The sequence below is a fragment of the Micromonospora sp. AMSO31t genome (assembly GCF_008868175.1).
Classification (GTDB): Bacteria; Actinomycetota; Actinomycetes; order Mycobacteriales; family Micromonosporaceae; genus Micromonospora.
The window spans coordinates 1-12,965 of the sequence record NZ_WBKT01000164.1; the positions used below are offsets into that span (position 1 = coordinate 1).

The window sequence follows — 12,965 nt, forward strand, 5'->3', positions numbered from 1 at the left end:
GCCGCCAGCGCGGCGCTGACCGCGATGACGCCGTCCAGCAGCACCGGCACGCGGCGCGCGGCGGCGCCGAGGACCAGCCCGGCCAGCGCGGCGTGCTCCAGGCCGCCGACCCGGCCGGGAGCGGGGTGGCCACCCCGACGTCCACCACGGTGACCGACGCGCCGGCCTGCCGGGCGAACGCGTTGACCACCGCGCCGCCGGCCAGGAAGTTGCCGATCATCTGGGCGGTGACCTCCTGCGGCCACGGGGTCACGCCCTGGGCGTGCACGCCGTGGTCGCCCGCGAAGATCGCCACGGCGGCCGGCTCGGGCAGCGGCGGCGGGCAGGTCCCGGCGAGGCCGGCGAGGCGGACGGAGAGCGGCTCCAGGGCGCCGAGCGAGCCGGCGGGCTTGGTCAGCCGGCCCTGGAGTTCGCGGGCCGCCGCCATGGCGGCCTCGTCGAGCGGCCGGATCGCCGCGACGGTGGACTCCAACATCATGCCTCCAGGATCTCCGCCAGCACGTCCGTGAAGGCGTCGGTCGTCGCCGGATCGCGCACCGCGATCCGCAGCCAGTCCGGGCCCAGCCCGGGGAAGGTGTCGCCGCGGCGGACCGCCCAGCCGCGCTCACGCAGCCGTTCCCGCACGCCGGCGGCGCCGGCCAGGTGGACCAGGACGAAGGCGCTGGCGGGACGGCCGACGACGCGTACCCCCGGCAGGCCGGACAGGCGGGCCACCAGGTGGTCGCGGTCGGCGGCGAGCCCGGCGGCGATGGCGCGCTCGGCCGCGGCGGCGGCCGGGGACGCGCAGGCCGTGGCGGCGGCGAGCGCCGGGGTGGAGACCGCCCAGAGCGGCTGGGCGGCGGCGAGCCGGGCGAGCAGCGCGGGGTCGCCGAGCAGGTAGCCGATCCGCAGCCCGGCCAGCCCCCAGGTCTTGGTGAGGCTGCGGACCACCAGGAGGCCGGGCAGGTCGCGGCGGGCGGCGAGCGACTCGGGCTCGCCCTCGACACCGGGGGCCGCCGTGGTGTCGGCGAACGCCTCGTCGACCACGAGGACCCGGCCAGGGCGGGCCAGCGCGGCGAGCGCCTCGGCGGGGTGCAGCACGGAGGTGGGGTTGGTGGGGTTGCCGAGCAGCACCAGGTCGGCGTCGGCGGGCACCCGGGCCGGGTCGAGCCGGAAGTCGTCGCCCGCGTCGAGCAGCACCCGCTCGACGGTGTGCCCGGCGGCCCGCAGGGCGGCCTCCGGTTCGGTGAACTGGGGGTGCACCACGACCGGCCGGCGGGCCTCGCGCAGCGCCCGGGCGATCAGCACGAAGCCCTCGGCGGCGCCGGCGGTGAGGAGTACCTCCTCCGGGGGACGCCCGTGCCGGGCGGCGACGGCGGCCCGGGCCGGGCCGGGATCCGGGTACGCGGCCAGCGCCCCCATCGCGGCGACCAGCGGGTCGGCCAGCCACTCCGGCATCGGGGCCCGGCGGACATTGACCGCCAGGTCGACCAGACCGGGCGTGGCCTCGGCATCCCCGTGGTGGCCGAGGTCGGGCTCGCCCGCCGCGGCGGCGGTCCCGATCAGCTGAGCACGCATGTCCGCGATCCTGCCGGGAAGCCGCCGCCCGGGACAGCGCATCCCGGCGTGGGCCGCGTCACCACCGCTGAACCCCGTCGCCCGTTTATGAATTCTTCTCATTTCCGAATCGGAAATGTCATAGCTTGACCACGTGAGCAACCGACCCCTTGCCTCCGCTGGTCGTGCCGTGCCCCTCCTCCGCGCCGGGCTCATCGCCGGCATCGTGGTCGCCGCCGCGGCGTATCCGCTGGCCGCCGTCACCGGCATCGGGGCCAAGGCCACCGCACACGCAGTGGAGCAGAAGACCAACATCCTGAAGACCGCGCTGCCCGCCGAGACCTCGTACCTGTACGGGCCGGACGGCAAGACCGTGCTGACGATGTTCTACGAGGAGTACCGGCAGTACACCAAGATCGACGAGATCTCGCCGAACATCCAGCAGGCGATCGTCGCCGCCGAGGACAACCGCTTCTACCAGCACCACGGCGTCGACCCGAAGGGTGTGGCCCGCGCCTTCGTGTCCAACGCCCGGTCCGGCGGCGTGTCCCAGGGCGCCTCGACGATCACCATGCAGTACGTCCGGATGGCCCTGCGGGACAGCGCGAAGACGCCGAAGGAGGTCCAGGAGGCCACCCAGCAGACCAGCCTGCGCAAGGTCAAGGAGATGCGCATGGCGCTGGACATCGAGAAGCACGTCAGCAAGGAACAGATCCTCGAGCGCTACCTGAACTCCGCCTACTTCGGCCACCGGGCGTACGGGATCTACGCGGCCTCGCAGATCTTCTTCTCCAAGACCCCGGCCACCCTCAGCCCGGTCGAGGCGGCCACCCTGGCCGGCCTGGTCAAGTCCCCGTCGGAGTACGACCCGATCACCTCCGACCAGAAGGACGCCACCGGCCGGCGCAACTACGTGCTCGACAACATGGCCCGCCTCGGCTACCTCTCACCGGACGCCGCGGCGGCGGCCAAGGCCGAGCCGATCAAGCTGCGGCTCACCACCCCGCCGAACGACTGCGCCTCGATCAACGACCAGTACCGCACCTGGGGCTTCGCCTGCGACTACCTGAAGAACTGGTGGAGCGCGCAGCCCGCGTTCGGGGAGAACCGGCTGGAACGGATGGACAAGCTGCGGCGCGGCGGCTACCGGATCGTGCTGAGCATCGACCCGAAGATCCAGGCGGCGGCCGAGAAGAACGTGGGCGCGAAGGACAACACCGGCAGCCCGTTCGCCAACGGGGTGGTGGTCGCCGAACCGGGAACCGGGCGGATCAAGGCGATGTCGGTGAACCGGAACTACTCGTTGGACCTCAGCGAGAACGGGCCCAGCTCCAACCCGGAGGCCGGCCCGAAGGTCAAGGCGAACTACCCGAACACGGTGGCGCCGCTGCTCGGCGGGGGCACGCTCCCCGGCTACCAGGCCGGATCGACGTTCAAGATGTTCCCGATGCTCGCCGCGCTCAACGCCGGGATGCCGCTGTCCACCGCGTACGACTCGCCGTACCGGTACAAGTCGGCGGTGTACGACGGCTGGGCCCCGTCCAACGCCAGCGGCGCCATGACCGGGCGGCAGACCATGTGGTCCGGGTTCGGCAAGTCGGTGAACACGTACTTCGTGCAGCTGGAGGAGAAGGTCGGCGCGGACGCGGCGGTCCGCCTGGCCGAGCAGCTCGGGCTGCGCTGGCGTACCGACGTGGACCGGGAGCAGGCCTCCCCGGCCAAGGTGAAGAAGTGGGGTGCGTTCACCCTGGGCGTCTCCGACGCCACCCCGCTGGAGATGGCCAACGCCTACGCGGCCATCGCCGCCGACGGGCGGTACTGCGAGGCGATCCCGGTCAACTCGATCATGAACCGCGACGGCACGCCGGCCGCGTACCGGACGGTGGGCGGGGTGCAGCGGGAGGTCGCCAAGCCGCGCTGCCGGCAGGTGGTCAACTCCGACGCGGCCCGGGCGGCCACCGACGCGGCCCGCTGCCCCACCGGGGACACCCCGGCCAAGGGGAGCTGCGGCGGCTGGTCGACCGCGGACAGCGTGCGGGGCACGGTCGGCCGGCCGGTCGCCGGCAAGACGGGCACCACGGACAGCACCCGGTCGGCGTGGTTCGTCGGCTACACGCCCGAACTGGCGGCGGCGAGCTTCATCGCCGATCCGGACAATCCATTCAACGCGGTGGGCGACGGCCAGTCCCAGATCCCGGTGAACGCGGTGGCCATGACCCTCCGCGACGCCCTGAAGGGCCAACCCACCCGCCAGTTCACCCCACCCAGCGACCAGATCGTGGGCTGAGGGCGCCGGAGGCTGCCCGGGGGTGCGCCCGGGTTGGTTGATCAAGAGGTTTGCGCGCGGAATCGCTCGATTCCCGACGCAAACCTCTTGATCAACTTCCGTGGAGGGGGGTCAGCGGAGGTCGGCCGAGACGAAGGACCACAGTTCCAGGTCCACCCGGGCGCCGTGGACGAAGCCGGCGTTGCGGAGGAGGCCCTCGTAGCTGAAGCCGGCCTTCTCCGCCACCCGGCGGGAGGCGACGTTGCCGGCGGCGACCCGCAGCTCGACGCGCTGGAACCCGTGCTCCAGGATCAGCGCGATGGCGACCGCGTCGACCGCCTCGACGGCCAGGCCGTAGCCGCGGGCGTGCGGGGCAATCGCGTAGGACACCTCGGTCAGCCGGGCGCCCCAGTCGGTGCGCCGGGTCCAGAGGCAGCCGACCACCCGCCGGTCCTCGCGGCGGACCACCGCCCAGTGGTCGCCGTCGCCGCTGTCCCGGCGCTGCCGGGCCAGCTCGGTGCACCAGGCCCGCCCGTCGATCTGCCCCGAGGCATCGGCCAGCGGCAGCCACCGCTGGGTCTGCCGGTCCGCGAACACCTCGTCGACCGCCTCGGCGTCCGCCGCGACGAGCTGGCGGACCTCGGTGCGCGGGGTGGAGACGGTCAGCGCCGGGAACCGGCGCACCGCCACCTGACCGATCACGCCGGGGCCTCCGCGGGGGCCAGGGCCGCCGCGACCAGCCGGGCCGCGACATCCGGGTACGCGGACCAGTGCGGCACGAGCTGCGAGGCGTGCACGCCCCGCCACACGAAGCCCTCCGGGGCGCCACCCTCCCAGCGCCACGCCGCCCGCTCGCCGGCCCGCGGGGTGAGCACCGCGGCGTGCTGCTTGTGCCCCACCACCGTGGTGCCGGCCCGGGCCACCACGCTGTCGACGGCCGCGGTCGCCTCCCGGTAGCCGACCACCAGGCCGTCCCGGCTGGCGCCGACCGCGTCGAGCACCCCGCACATGGGCAGGCCGTCCAGCTCCCGGGCCAGCCAGAGCAGGCCGGCTCCCTCGGCGACCACGGGGCGGCCGGTGCGGGCCAGCTCGGCCACCGCGATGCAGAGCCGGCGGTTGGCGGAGAGCTGCTCCGCGTACGACTCGGGGAGCCCGCCGCCGACGACCAGCGCACGGGTGCCGGCGGGCAGCGCCTCGTCGCGCAGCGGGTCGACGGTGACCACCTCGGCCCCGGCGGCGCGCAGCAGCTCAGCGGTCTCCGGGTGGCTGTAGCTGCCGCCCGGGCCGCCGGCCAGCGCGACCACCGGCCGCTCCCCGGCGGACGGGGCGGCCGGCTCCGGCGACCACGGCGCGGCGGTCAGCTCCGGGGCGGACCCGGCCAGCGCCAGCAGCCGGTCGAGGTCGATCGTGGCGGCGGCCGCCTCGCCGAGCCGACGGACCGCCCGCTCGGCCTCGGCGTCGCGCTGGACGACCGGCACCAGGCCGTGCCGGCGGGCGGGCAGCACCGGGGGCAGCTCATGGCGGCGCAGCGCGCCGTAGACCGGCACACCCACGTCGTCGAGCGCCTCGCGCAGCATCGCCTCGTGCCGGGGCGAGGCCACCCGGTTGAGGATCACGCCGCCCAGCCAGAGCTGCTCGTCGTAGGCGCGGAAGCCGTGCACCAGGGCGGCCACCGACTGGCCCATGGCGGCCACGTCGACCACCAGCACCACCGGGCTGCGCAGCGCGGTCGCGACGGCCGCCGTGGACTCGGTCTCCGGCCGGCCGGCGATCGAGTCGTAGAGCCCCATGGTGCCCTGGACCAGCGCGAACGCGGCGTCGGCGGCGCCGTGCGCGAAGAGCGGGGCGACCCGCTCCGGGCCGACCAGCCGCGGGTCGAGGTTGCGCCCCGGGCGCCCGGCGGCCAGCCCCAGGTAGGCCGCGTCGACCTGGTCCGGCCCGATCTTGAACCCGGCCACGTCCAGCCCCCGGTCGGCGAGGGCCGCGAGCAGGCCGAGGGAGAGGGCACCGGTGCCGTGCCCCGAGGAGGGCGCGCTCAGCACGACGCGCGGCACGACCGTCATCATCGACTCCTGCTCTGGGGTGGTTTCCGCCCGCGTGACCATACCCGTCCGGACCGACGCGCGGCGGCCGGCGATCGCCCCGTTCCGGGCCGGCCCGGGCCAGTGGCGCCGCTCATACGGGTAGCCTTGGCCAACGTGTACCGGTTCCTGCTGACCCCGCGCTGGCTCGGCTATCTCGCGCTGACCCTGGTCGCGGCCGCGGTGATGGTCTTCCTCGGCAACTGGCAGCTGGACCGCTACCGGGGCCGCACCGCGATCAACGAGCGGATCGACGCCGGCGCCACCATGACCCCCGCGCCGCTGCGCGACGCCCTGCCGGCCCCCACCGGTGGCCCGGGCACCGCCGGCCCGGCCCCCGCCGACCGGCTCACCTGGACCAGGGTCACCACCACCGGCCGGTACGACAGCGCCAACGTCGTCCTGGTCCGCGGCCGCACCGTCGACAACAAGGTCGGCTTCGAGGTGCTCACCCCGCTGGTCCTCGCCGACGGCAGCGCCGTGCTGGTCGACCGGGGCTGGGTTCCGCCCGTCCCCGGCGGAAACGCCACCGCCCAGCCGAAGGTGCCGGCCGCGCCGACCGGCGAGGTGACGGTCACCGGCCGGCTGGTGTCCAGCGAGAGCGGCGGCGACGCGGTCGACCGCCGCGACGGCAAGCTGGAGACCCGGCGGATCAGCATCCCCCGCCTGGCGAAGCAGCTTCCCTACCCGGTGTCCGGCGGCTACGTGCTGCTCGACCAGCAGACACCGGCCGCCGACCCGACGTTCCAGGCGGTGCCCATCGGGCACACCAACAACTGGCAGAACTTCGGCTACGTGGTGCAGTGGTGGCTCTTCGCCGCCATGAGCCTGGTCGGCTACGGCTGGGTCGCCCGCCGGGAGGCGCGCCGGCTGGCCGGCCTCGACGGACCGCGCGAGCCGGTGGACCGGGCCGCCGAGCCGGCCGCCACCTGAGTCCCGCTCCGCACCGGGCCCGGCGGCCGGGTCAGCCGGTGACCCGACCGGCGTGGATGGCCCGGACCGCGTCGATGGTGTCCGCCTCGGCGGCGGTCTTGTCGTCCCGGTAGCGGATCACCCGGGCGAAGCGCAGCGCCATCCCGCCCGGGTAGCGGCTGCTCGTCTGCACCCCGTCGAAGGCGATCTCGACGACCTGCTCCGGCCGGACCCGGACCACCCAGTCGCCCTTCTCCACGGCCAGCGCGAGGAAACGCTCGGTCTGCCAGCGCAGCAACTCGTCGGTGAGCCCCTTGAACGTCTTGCCGAGCATGACGAAGTCGCCGGTGCGCGGGTCACGGGCGCCGAGGTGCAGGTTGGAGAGCCAGCCCTGCCGCCGGCCGCTGCCCCACTCGACCGCCAGCACCACCAGGTCGAGGGTGTGCCGCGGCTTCACCTTGACCCAGGCCGCGCCGCGCCGGCCGGCGTCGTAGGGTGCGGCCGGGTCCTTGACCACCACCCCCTCCTGGCCGGCGTCGACCGCCGCCGCGAAGGCGACGCCGGCCTGCTCGGCATCGTCCACCTCCACCCGGCCGACCAGCAGCGCCGGGTCGACCGCGCCGGCCAGCGCGGCCCACCGCTCCCGACCGGGCAGGTCGATGAGGTCCGCGCCGTCGAGGTGCAGCAGGTCGAAGAAGTACGGCGTCAGCACCGTCTCGCCGGTGCGCTCGGCGGCGGCGAGCACGGCGGGCGCCACCGGTGTGCCCCCGGTGGTGCTCGGGGTGATCCGCCGGGCGGCCCGGCTGGAGGTCTCCTGGAAGGGCAGCGGGCGCCCCTCGGCGTCCAGCCCGATCGCCTCGCCGTCGAGCACCAGCTCGCGGCCGGGCAGCGCGCGGACGGCGGCCACGACCCCGGGCAGCCGGCCGGTGATGTCGTCGAGGCTGCGGGTGAAGACCGCGATGTCCCGGCCGGACCGGTGCACCTGGATGCGGATGCCGTCGAGCTTGACGTCGACCACCGCCGGGGTGCCGGTGGCAGTGAGCGCCTCGTCGACCGAGGGCGCGCTCTGCGCCAGCATCGGGGCGAGCGGGCGGCCCACCTGGAGCCCGAACCCGGCCAGCGCGGCCGCCCCGCCGGAGAGCGCCGCGACCGCCACCGACCGCAGGTCACCGGCGAGCAGCAGGGCCCGCCGGACGGCGGCGACCGGCACGTCGGCGGCCCGGGCCACCGCCTCGGTGAGCAGGCCGGCCTGGGCGCCCTGGCGCAGCTCGCCGCGGAACAGGCCGACCAGCAGCCGTTGCTCGTCGGCGGTGGCCGCGGCGAAGAGCCGGCCGAGCAGCTCGCGCCGCCGGGCCTGCGAGCCGGCGCCGCCGACCGCCGCGATCTCCTCGATCGCCGCGTCGACGCCACCCACGGTCAGGCTCGGCTCGGCGGCCGGCGGGGGCAGGTCACGCAGGCTCGCCCAGCCCACCCCGGTCTGCCGCTGCCGCAGCTCGCCGGCCAGGTAGCCGGCGCCCGCCGGCACCTCGTCGGGATCGAGCGACCGCAGCGCGGCGGCCAGCAGCTCCACCTTGGCCCGTCGGCCGCTGGTGGCGCCCACCGCCGCCGACGTGGCCGCCAGCTCAAGGAACCGCACGTCCCTCATCCTGCCAGCCACCCCCGACACCTCGGGCGCTTCCGATCGTGGCGGGTTGGCGTCCCCCAGGAACGTCAACCCGCCACGATCACGGAAGCGGCGGGCCGGCTCAGGCCGAGACGGGCTCCTCGATGCGGAGGCCCCGGGCACGCACCTCGTCGGCGACCCGGGTGAGCAGCGTGTCGAGCGCGACCAGCACGGCGGAGAGCTCGCCGAGCTGGTCCTTCAGCGTGTCCTCGGGCCACGCGGAGACATCGACGTCCCCCAGAGCACTGACGGCGGCCTGGAGCCGCGACATCTCGTCGTTCGTACGCATGTTCGAGAGGCTATAACACCCCGTCGCCCGACACACCGCAAACTCCGACATCGGCCCCGAAGTTACGGTTTCGACACCTCAGGGGCGGTTCGCGCCGGCCTCCGCGACGTTCGCGAGCAGCAGCGCCTCGGCCACGCAGACCCGGGCGAACTCGCCCAGGTGCAGGCTCTCGTTCGGCCCGTGCGCCCGGGCGTGCGGGTCCTCCACACCGGTCACCAGGATCGCCGCGGCGGGGAACATCTCCTGGAAGGTGGCGATGAAGGGGATCGACCCGCCCACGCCGATGTCGACCGGGTCGGTGCCGTCCCAGGCCCCCCGGAACGCCGCCCGCGCCGCCTCGAACATCGGCCCGGTGGCGTCGATGACGCAGGGCGAGCCGTCGTGCTCGAAGGTCACGGTCACCCGGGCGCCCCACGGGGCGTTCTTCTCCAGGTGCGCGGTCAGCGCCGCGTACGCCTGCTTCGGGTCGTCGCCCGGCGCCAGCCGTACGCTCAGCTTGGCCTTGGCGGCCGGAACCAGCGCGTTCGGCGCCTCCCCGGTGGCCGGGGCGTCGACACCCAGGATGGCCAGGGCCGGCTTCGTCCAGAGCCGGTCGGTGATCCGGCCGCTGCCGAAGAGCTGCGCGCCCTCGACGAGGCCGGCCTCCGCGCGGAACCGATCCTCCGGGTAGTCGACGGCGGCGCCCTCCCGGCCCACCAGGCCCTCGACGGCCACGTTCCCGGCATCGTCGTGCAGCGTGCCGAGCAGCTTCACCAGGGCGGTGAGCGCGTCCGGCACGGCGCCGCCGAACATGCCGCTGTGCACCGCGTGGTCGAGGGTGCGCACCTCGACGAAGCAGTTGACGATGCCGCGCAGCGAAGTGGTCAGCGCGGGCACCCCGATGTCCCAGTTGCCGGAGTCGGCGATCACGATGACGTCCGAGGCCAGCTCGTCGCGGTGCTCGGCCAGCAGCCGCTCCAGCGAGTCCGAGCCGTACTCCTCCTCACCCTCGATGAAGAGGACGACGCCGACCGGAAGCTGGTCGCCGAACGCGCGCAGCGCGGCGACGTGCGCCATGATGCCGGCCTTGTCGTCGGCGGCGCCCCGGCCGTAGAGGCGGCCGTCCCGCTCCACCGGCTCGAACGGGTCGGACTCCCAGAGCGAGAGGTCGCCGACCGGCTGGACGTCGTGGTGGGCGTACAGGAGGACGGTCGGCGCGCCGGGCGGGGCCGGCTTCGTCCCGATCACCGCCGGCTGGCCGCCGGAGCGCACGATCTTCGTGTCGAGGCCGCAGCCGCGCAGCAGCTCCGCCACCGCCTCGGCGGAACGCTCCACGTGCGAGTGGTCGAAGCCCGCGAAGGCGATGCCCGGGATGCGGACGAGTCGCTCGAGGTCGGCACGGACGCCGGGCAGTTCCCGCTCGACGGCGGCCCGCACCTCGGACTCGGACATGATCGGTGTGGTCATGACCGGAATCGTATGCCGGCCTTACCTGCCCTCGCCGTCCGAGCCCGTCTCCCCCGGCCGGCGGACGTAGTAGCGGCCGGCGTCGTGCGGCAGGTCGGGTGCGCCGTCGACCAGCAGGTCCACCGCGGCCGCGGTGCCGTCGGCGGCGAAGTGCGCCCGCTCCCCGGCGTGCCAGCGGCGCAGCTCCGGCAGGATCTCCGCGCCGTCGCGGGCGAGCGCCCGGGACAGCCGCAACCCGGCCGGCGCGGTGACGAGGACCGACAGGGTCAGCTCCGGGCGGATCGCCGCCCGCGCGGCGCTCACCCCCTCGACGATCAGCACCGGCCCGGCCGGCACCGGCACCGCCCGGTCCAGGAAGCGCCGGCGCACCCAGCTGTACCTTCGGTAGGCCCCCGGCCGGCCGGCGCGGACCGGCCCGAGCACCCACTCCTCCAGCCGGGGCCAGAAGGTGAGCTGGTCGTCCCAGCCGTCGAGCAGGTCGTCGGTGCGGACCACCGGCGGCCGGGCGCCGCCGGGCAGCGCCGCGACGGCGTCCGCGAGGCGCGTCGCGAAGACGCTCTTGCCCGCGCCGCTCGGCCCGTCGACCGCCACCAGTCGGGTACGCCCCAACCGCGCCGGCCCGGCCAGCACCCGCCGGGCCAACCCGGCGTACGCCTCGACCACCGCCACCGTCACCCGGCCGACGTTAGCCGTCCCCCGTCCGCTGGATCCTGCGGCACCAGCGGGCCGTTCACCGGGCGGGCCCGCCTCGCCGTCGGCATGATCGGAGGGTGCTCCATGACGTGATGAGTCCGGGCGTCGACGCCCTCCTCGAACAGGCTCGGGCCGGTCTCCGCCGGCTCACCCCGCACGACACCGTCGAGGCGGTCCGCGCCGGGGCGCTGCTGGTCGACACGCGCACCGAGGCGCAGCGCCGCGAGCAGGGCGAGCTGCCCGGGGCGATCGTCATCGACCGGACCGTGCTGGAGTGGCGGCTGGATCCGGCCAGCGACTGGCGCATCCCGGAGTCGACCAGCTACGACCGGCAGATCGTGGTGGTGTGCCGGCAGGGTTACAGCTCCAGCCTGGCGGCCGCCAGCCTCCAGGCGCTCGGCCTGCGCCAGGCCACGGACATGATCGGCGGCGTGCAGGGCTGGCGGGAGGCGGGCCTGCCGATGTCCGACCGCCCCGCCGACATCCGCCACTGACCCCTACACGTTCGGGGCGCCGGGTGGGATGAACGGCAGGTCCGCCGCCGGGCCGGACTCGATCAGCCGCCACAGCGCGTCGGTGTCGAGGTGCTCCTCGACCAGGTCGCCGAGCAGGTCCAGGGTGCGCTCCCGGGCGGCGGCGAACGAGGTGTCCGGGGCGACCTTGAACCCGGTCCTCCCGGCCAGCGCGGCGACCTCGGTGAGGAAGCGCCGCCGGAAGGCGTCGGACTCGAAGGCGCCGTGCCAGTGGGTGCCGTGCACCGCGCCCAGCCGGGCGCCCTCGCCGGCGCCGTCGGCGTAGCGGAGCAGCGGCGGCAGGCCCGGGTCGGCGGCCGAGACCTGGCCGTGGTGGATCTCGTAGCCGTGGACCGGCACGTCCCCCGCCGCGGTGCCGGCGGCACGCCGGACCGTCTTGCGCGGGTCGAAGGTGATCTCGACGGGGAGCAGCCCCAGGCCGGGCACGCTGCCCTGGCGGCTCTCCACCGGGTCGTGGATGGCCCGGGACAGCATCTGGAACCCGCCGCAGATGCCGAGCAGCGGCTTGCCGGCGGCGGCGTGCGCCAGGACGGCGTCGGCCAGGCCGGACTCCCGCAACCAGGCCAGGTCGGCCACGGTCGACTTGGAGCCGGGCAGGACCACCAGGTCGGCGGCGGCCAGCTCGGCCGGCTCGATGGTGAGCCGCACCCGGACGCCGGGCTCGGTGGCCAGCGCCTCGACGTCGGTGGCGTTGCTGATCCGGGGCAGCCGGACCACCGCCACGTCGAGCCATTCGGTGCCCCGGGGCGCCGCCGGCCGGCCGAGCACCCGCCCGTACGCGAGCGAGTCCTCCGCGTCCAGCCAGAGGTCGAGCGCCCAGGGCAGCACGCCGAGGGTGGGGCGGCCGGTGACCCGGTGCAGCATGTCCAGCCCGGGTTGGAGCAGCCCGAGGTCGCCCCGGAACTTGTTGATCACGAAGCCGGCCACGAGGGCCTGGTCGGCCGGGTCGAGCAGCGCGACCGTGCCGAACATCGAGGCGAACACCCCGCCGCGGTCGATGTCGCCGACCACGATGGCCGGCAGGCCGGCGTGCCGGGCGAGCCCCATGTTCACGTAGTCGCCGGCCCGCAGGTTGATCTCGGCCGGGCTGCCCGCGCCCTCGCAGATCACCACGTCGTACTCGGCCCGCAGTTCGGCCAGCGCCGCGTACGCGGTGCCGGCGAGCCGGGGACGCAGCTCCCGGTAGTTGCCGGCGGTGACCGTGTCGACCGCCTCGCCGAGCAGCACCACCTGGCTGGCGTGGTCGCTGCCCGGCTTCAGCAGTACCGGGTTGAAGCGCAGGTCTGGCGCGAGCCCGCAGGCGGCGGCCTGCATGGCCTGGGCACGCCCGATTTCCCCGCCGCGTCCGTCCGGCCCGACCACCACGGCCGAGTTGTTGGACATGTTCTGCGCCTTGAACGGGGCGACCGACACACCACGGCGGCGCAGCCAGCGGCAGATCCCGGCGGTGAGCACGCTCTTGCCGGCGTCGGAGGTGGTCCCGGCGACCAGCAGCCCGCCGCTCATCGCCCGCTCCCCCGTCGCGTCCCGCTCCCGGCTCGCGCCC

Annotated in this window: 12 protein-coding genes and 1 pseudogene; 3 read left to right on the top strand and 10 right to left on the bottom strand. The window is 75.2% G+C overall.

From position 1 onward, the window contains the following. From F8274_RS32710 to cobC, 3 genes and pseudogenes are all read right to left on the bottom strand, one after another. Positions 1-101: nicotinate-nucleotide--dimethylbenzimidazole phosphoribosyltransferase (locus F8274_RS32710; RefSeq protein ID WP_225853979.1), on the bottom strand; the 101-nt coding region annotated here is incomplete at its 3' end. After that, positions 67-475: pseudogene (locus F8274_RS25740) on the bottom strand (nicotinate-nucleotide--dimethylbenzimidazole phosphoribosyltransferase); the annotation flags it as partial. The pseudogene F8274_RS25740 and the gene F8274_RS32710, both read right to left, overlap by 35 nt. After that, a complete protein-coding gene (gene cobC / locus F8274_RS25745; RefSeq protein ID WP_151464947.1) occupies positions 475-1,557 on the bottom strand; it encodes an Rv2231c family pyridoxal phosphate-dependent protein CobC in 1,083 nt (360 codons plus the stop codon). The gene cobC and the pseudogene F8274_RS25740, both read right to left, overlap by 1 nt. A gap of 133 nt (positions 1,558-1,690) precedes the next feature. Between cobC and F8274_RS25750 the strand changes: the two genes are divergently transcribed. Further along, on the top strand, positions 1,691-3,823 hold the full coding sequence (locus F8274_RS25750; protein WP_151464948.1) for a transglycosylase domain-containing protein: 2,133 nt from the start codon (positions 1,691-1,693) through the stop codon (positions 3,821-3,823). 111 nt (positions 3,824-3,934) lie between these two features. Here F8274_RS25750 and F8274_RS25755 read toward each other — a convergent pair whose 3' ends face one another. Further along, positions 3,935-4,504 (bottom strand): GNAT family N-acetyltransferase, encoded by a 570-nt coding sequence (locus F8274_RS25755; RefSeq protein WP_151464949.1) that lies wholly within the window; start codon positions 4,502-4,504, stop codon positions 3,935-3,937. Further along, positions 4,501-5,865 (bottom strand): cobyrinate a,c-diamide synthase, encoded by a 1,365-nt coding sequence (locus F8274_RS25760; RefSeq protein ID WP_151464950.1) that lies wholly within the window; start codon positions 5,863-5,865, stop codon positions 4,501-4,503. The genes F8274_RS25755 and F8274_RS25760 overlap by 4 nt, the downstream gene beginning before the upstream one ends. A gap of 135 nt (positions 5,866-6,000) precedes the next feature. On the opposite strand from F8274_RS25760, the gene F8274_RS25765 reads away from it, so the two are divergent. Next, positions 6,001-6,816 (top strand): SURF1 family protein, encoded by an 816-nt coding sequence (locus F8274_RS25765; protein WP_151464951.1) that lies wholly within the window; start codon positions 6,001-6,003, stop codon positions 6,814-6,816. A gap of 31 nt (positions 6,817-6,847) precedes the next feature. On the opposite strand, the gene F8274_RS25770 is transcribed toward F8274_RS25765, so the two are convergent. The 4 genes from F8274_RS25770 to F8274_RS25785 form a co-directional block, all read right to left on the bottom strand. Then, positions 6,848-8,431, bottom strand: coding sequence for an ATP-dependent DNA ligase (locus F8274_RS25770; protein ID WP_151464952.1), 1,584 nt, complete (start codon positions 8,429-8,431; stop codon positions 6,848-6,850). 109 nt (positions 8,432-8,540) lie between these two features. Next, complete coding sequence (locus F8274_RS25775) at positions 8,541-8,747, bottom strand: hypothetical protein (RefSeq protein WP_151464953.1); 207 nt, start codon at positions 8,745-8,747, stop codon at positions 8,541-8,543. A gap of 78 nt (positions 8,748-8,825) precedes the next feature. After that, positions 8,826-10,178, bottom strand: coding sequence for a dipeptidase (locus F8274_RS25780; protein WP_192579987.1), 1,353 nt, complete (start codon positions 10,176-10,178; stop codon positions 8,826-8,828). A gap of 36 nt (positions 10,179-10,214) precedes the next feature. Further along, the gene (locus F8274_RS25785; protein WP_192579986.1) at positions 10,215-10,868 is read right to left on the bottom strand and encodes a uridine kinase; all 654 of its coding nucleotides are present in this window, start codon (positions 10,866-10,868) and stop codon (positions 10,215-10,217) included. A gap of 110 nt (positions 10,869-10,978) precedes the next feature. On the opposite strand from F8274_RS25785, the gene F8274_RS25790 reads away from it, so the two are divergent. Then, the gene (locus F8274_RS25790) at positions 10,979-11,380 is read left to right on the top strand and encodes a rhodanese-like domain-containing protein (protein WP_151464956.1); all 402 of its coding nucleotides are present in this window, start codon (positions 10,979-10,981) and stop codon (positions 11,378-11,380) included. Between the two features lie 3 nt (positions 11,381-11,383). On the opposite strand, the gene F8274_RS25795 is transcribed toward F8274_RS25790, so the two are convergent. After that, on the bottom strand, positions 11,384-12,925 hold the full coding sequence (locus F8274_RS25795) for a cobyric acid synthase (RefSeq protein ID WP_151464955.1): 1,542 nt from the start codon (positions 12,923-12,925) through the stop codon (positions 11,384-11,386). Positions 12,926-12,965: the final 40 nt, after the last annotated feature.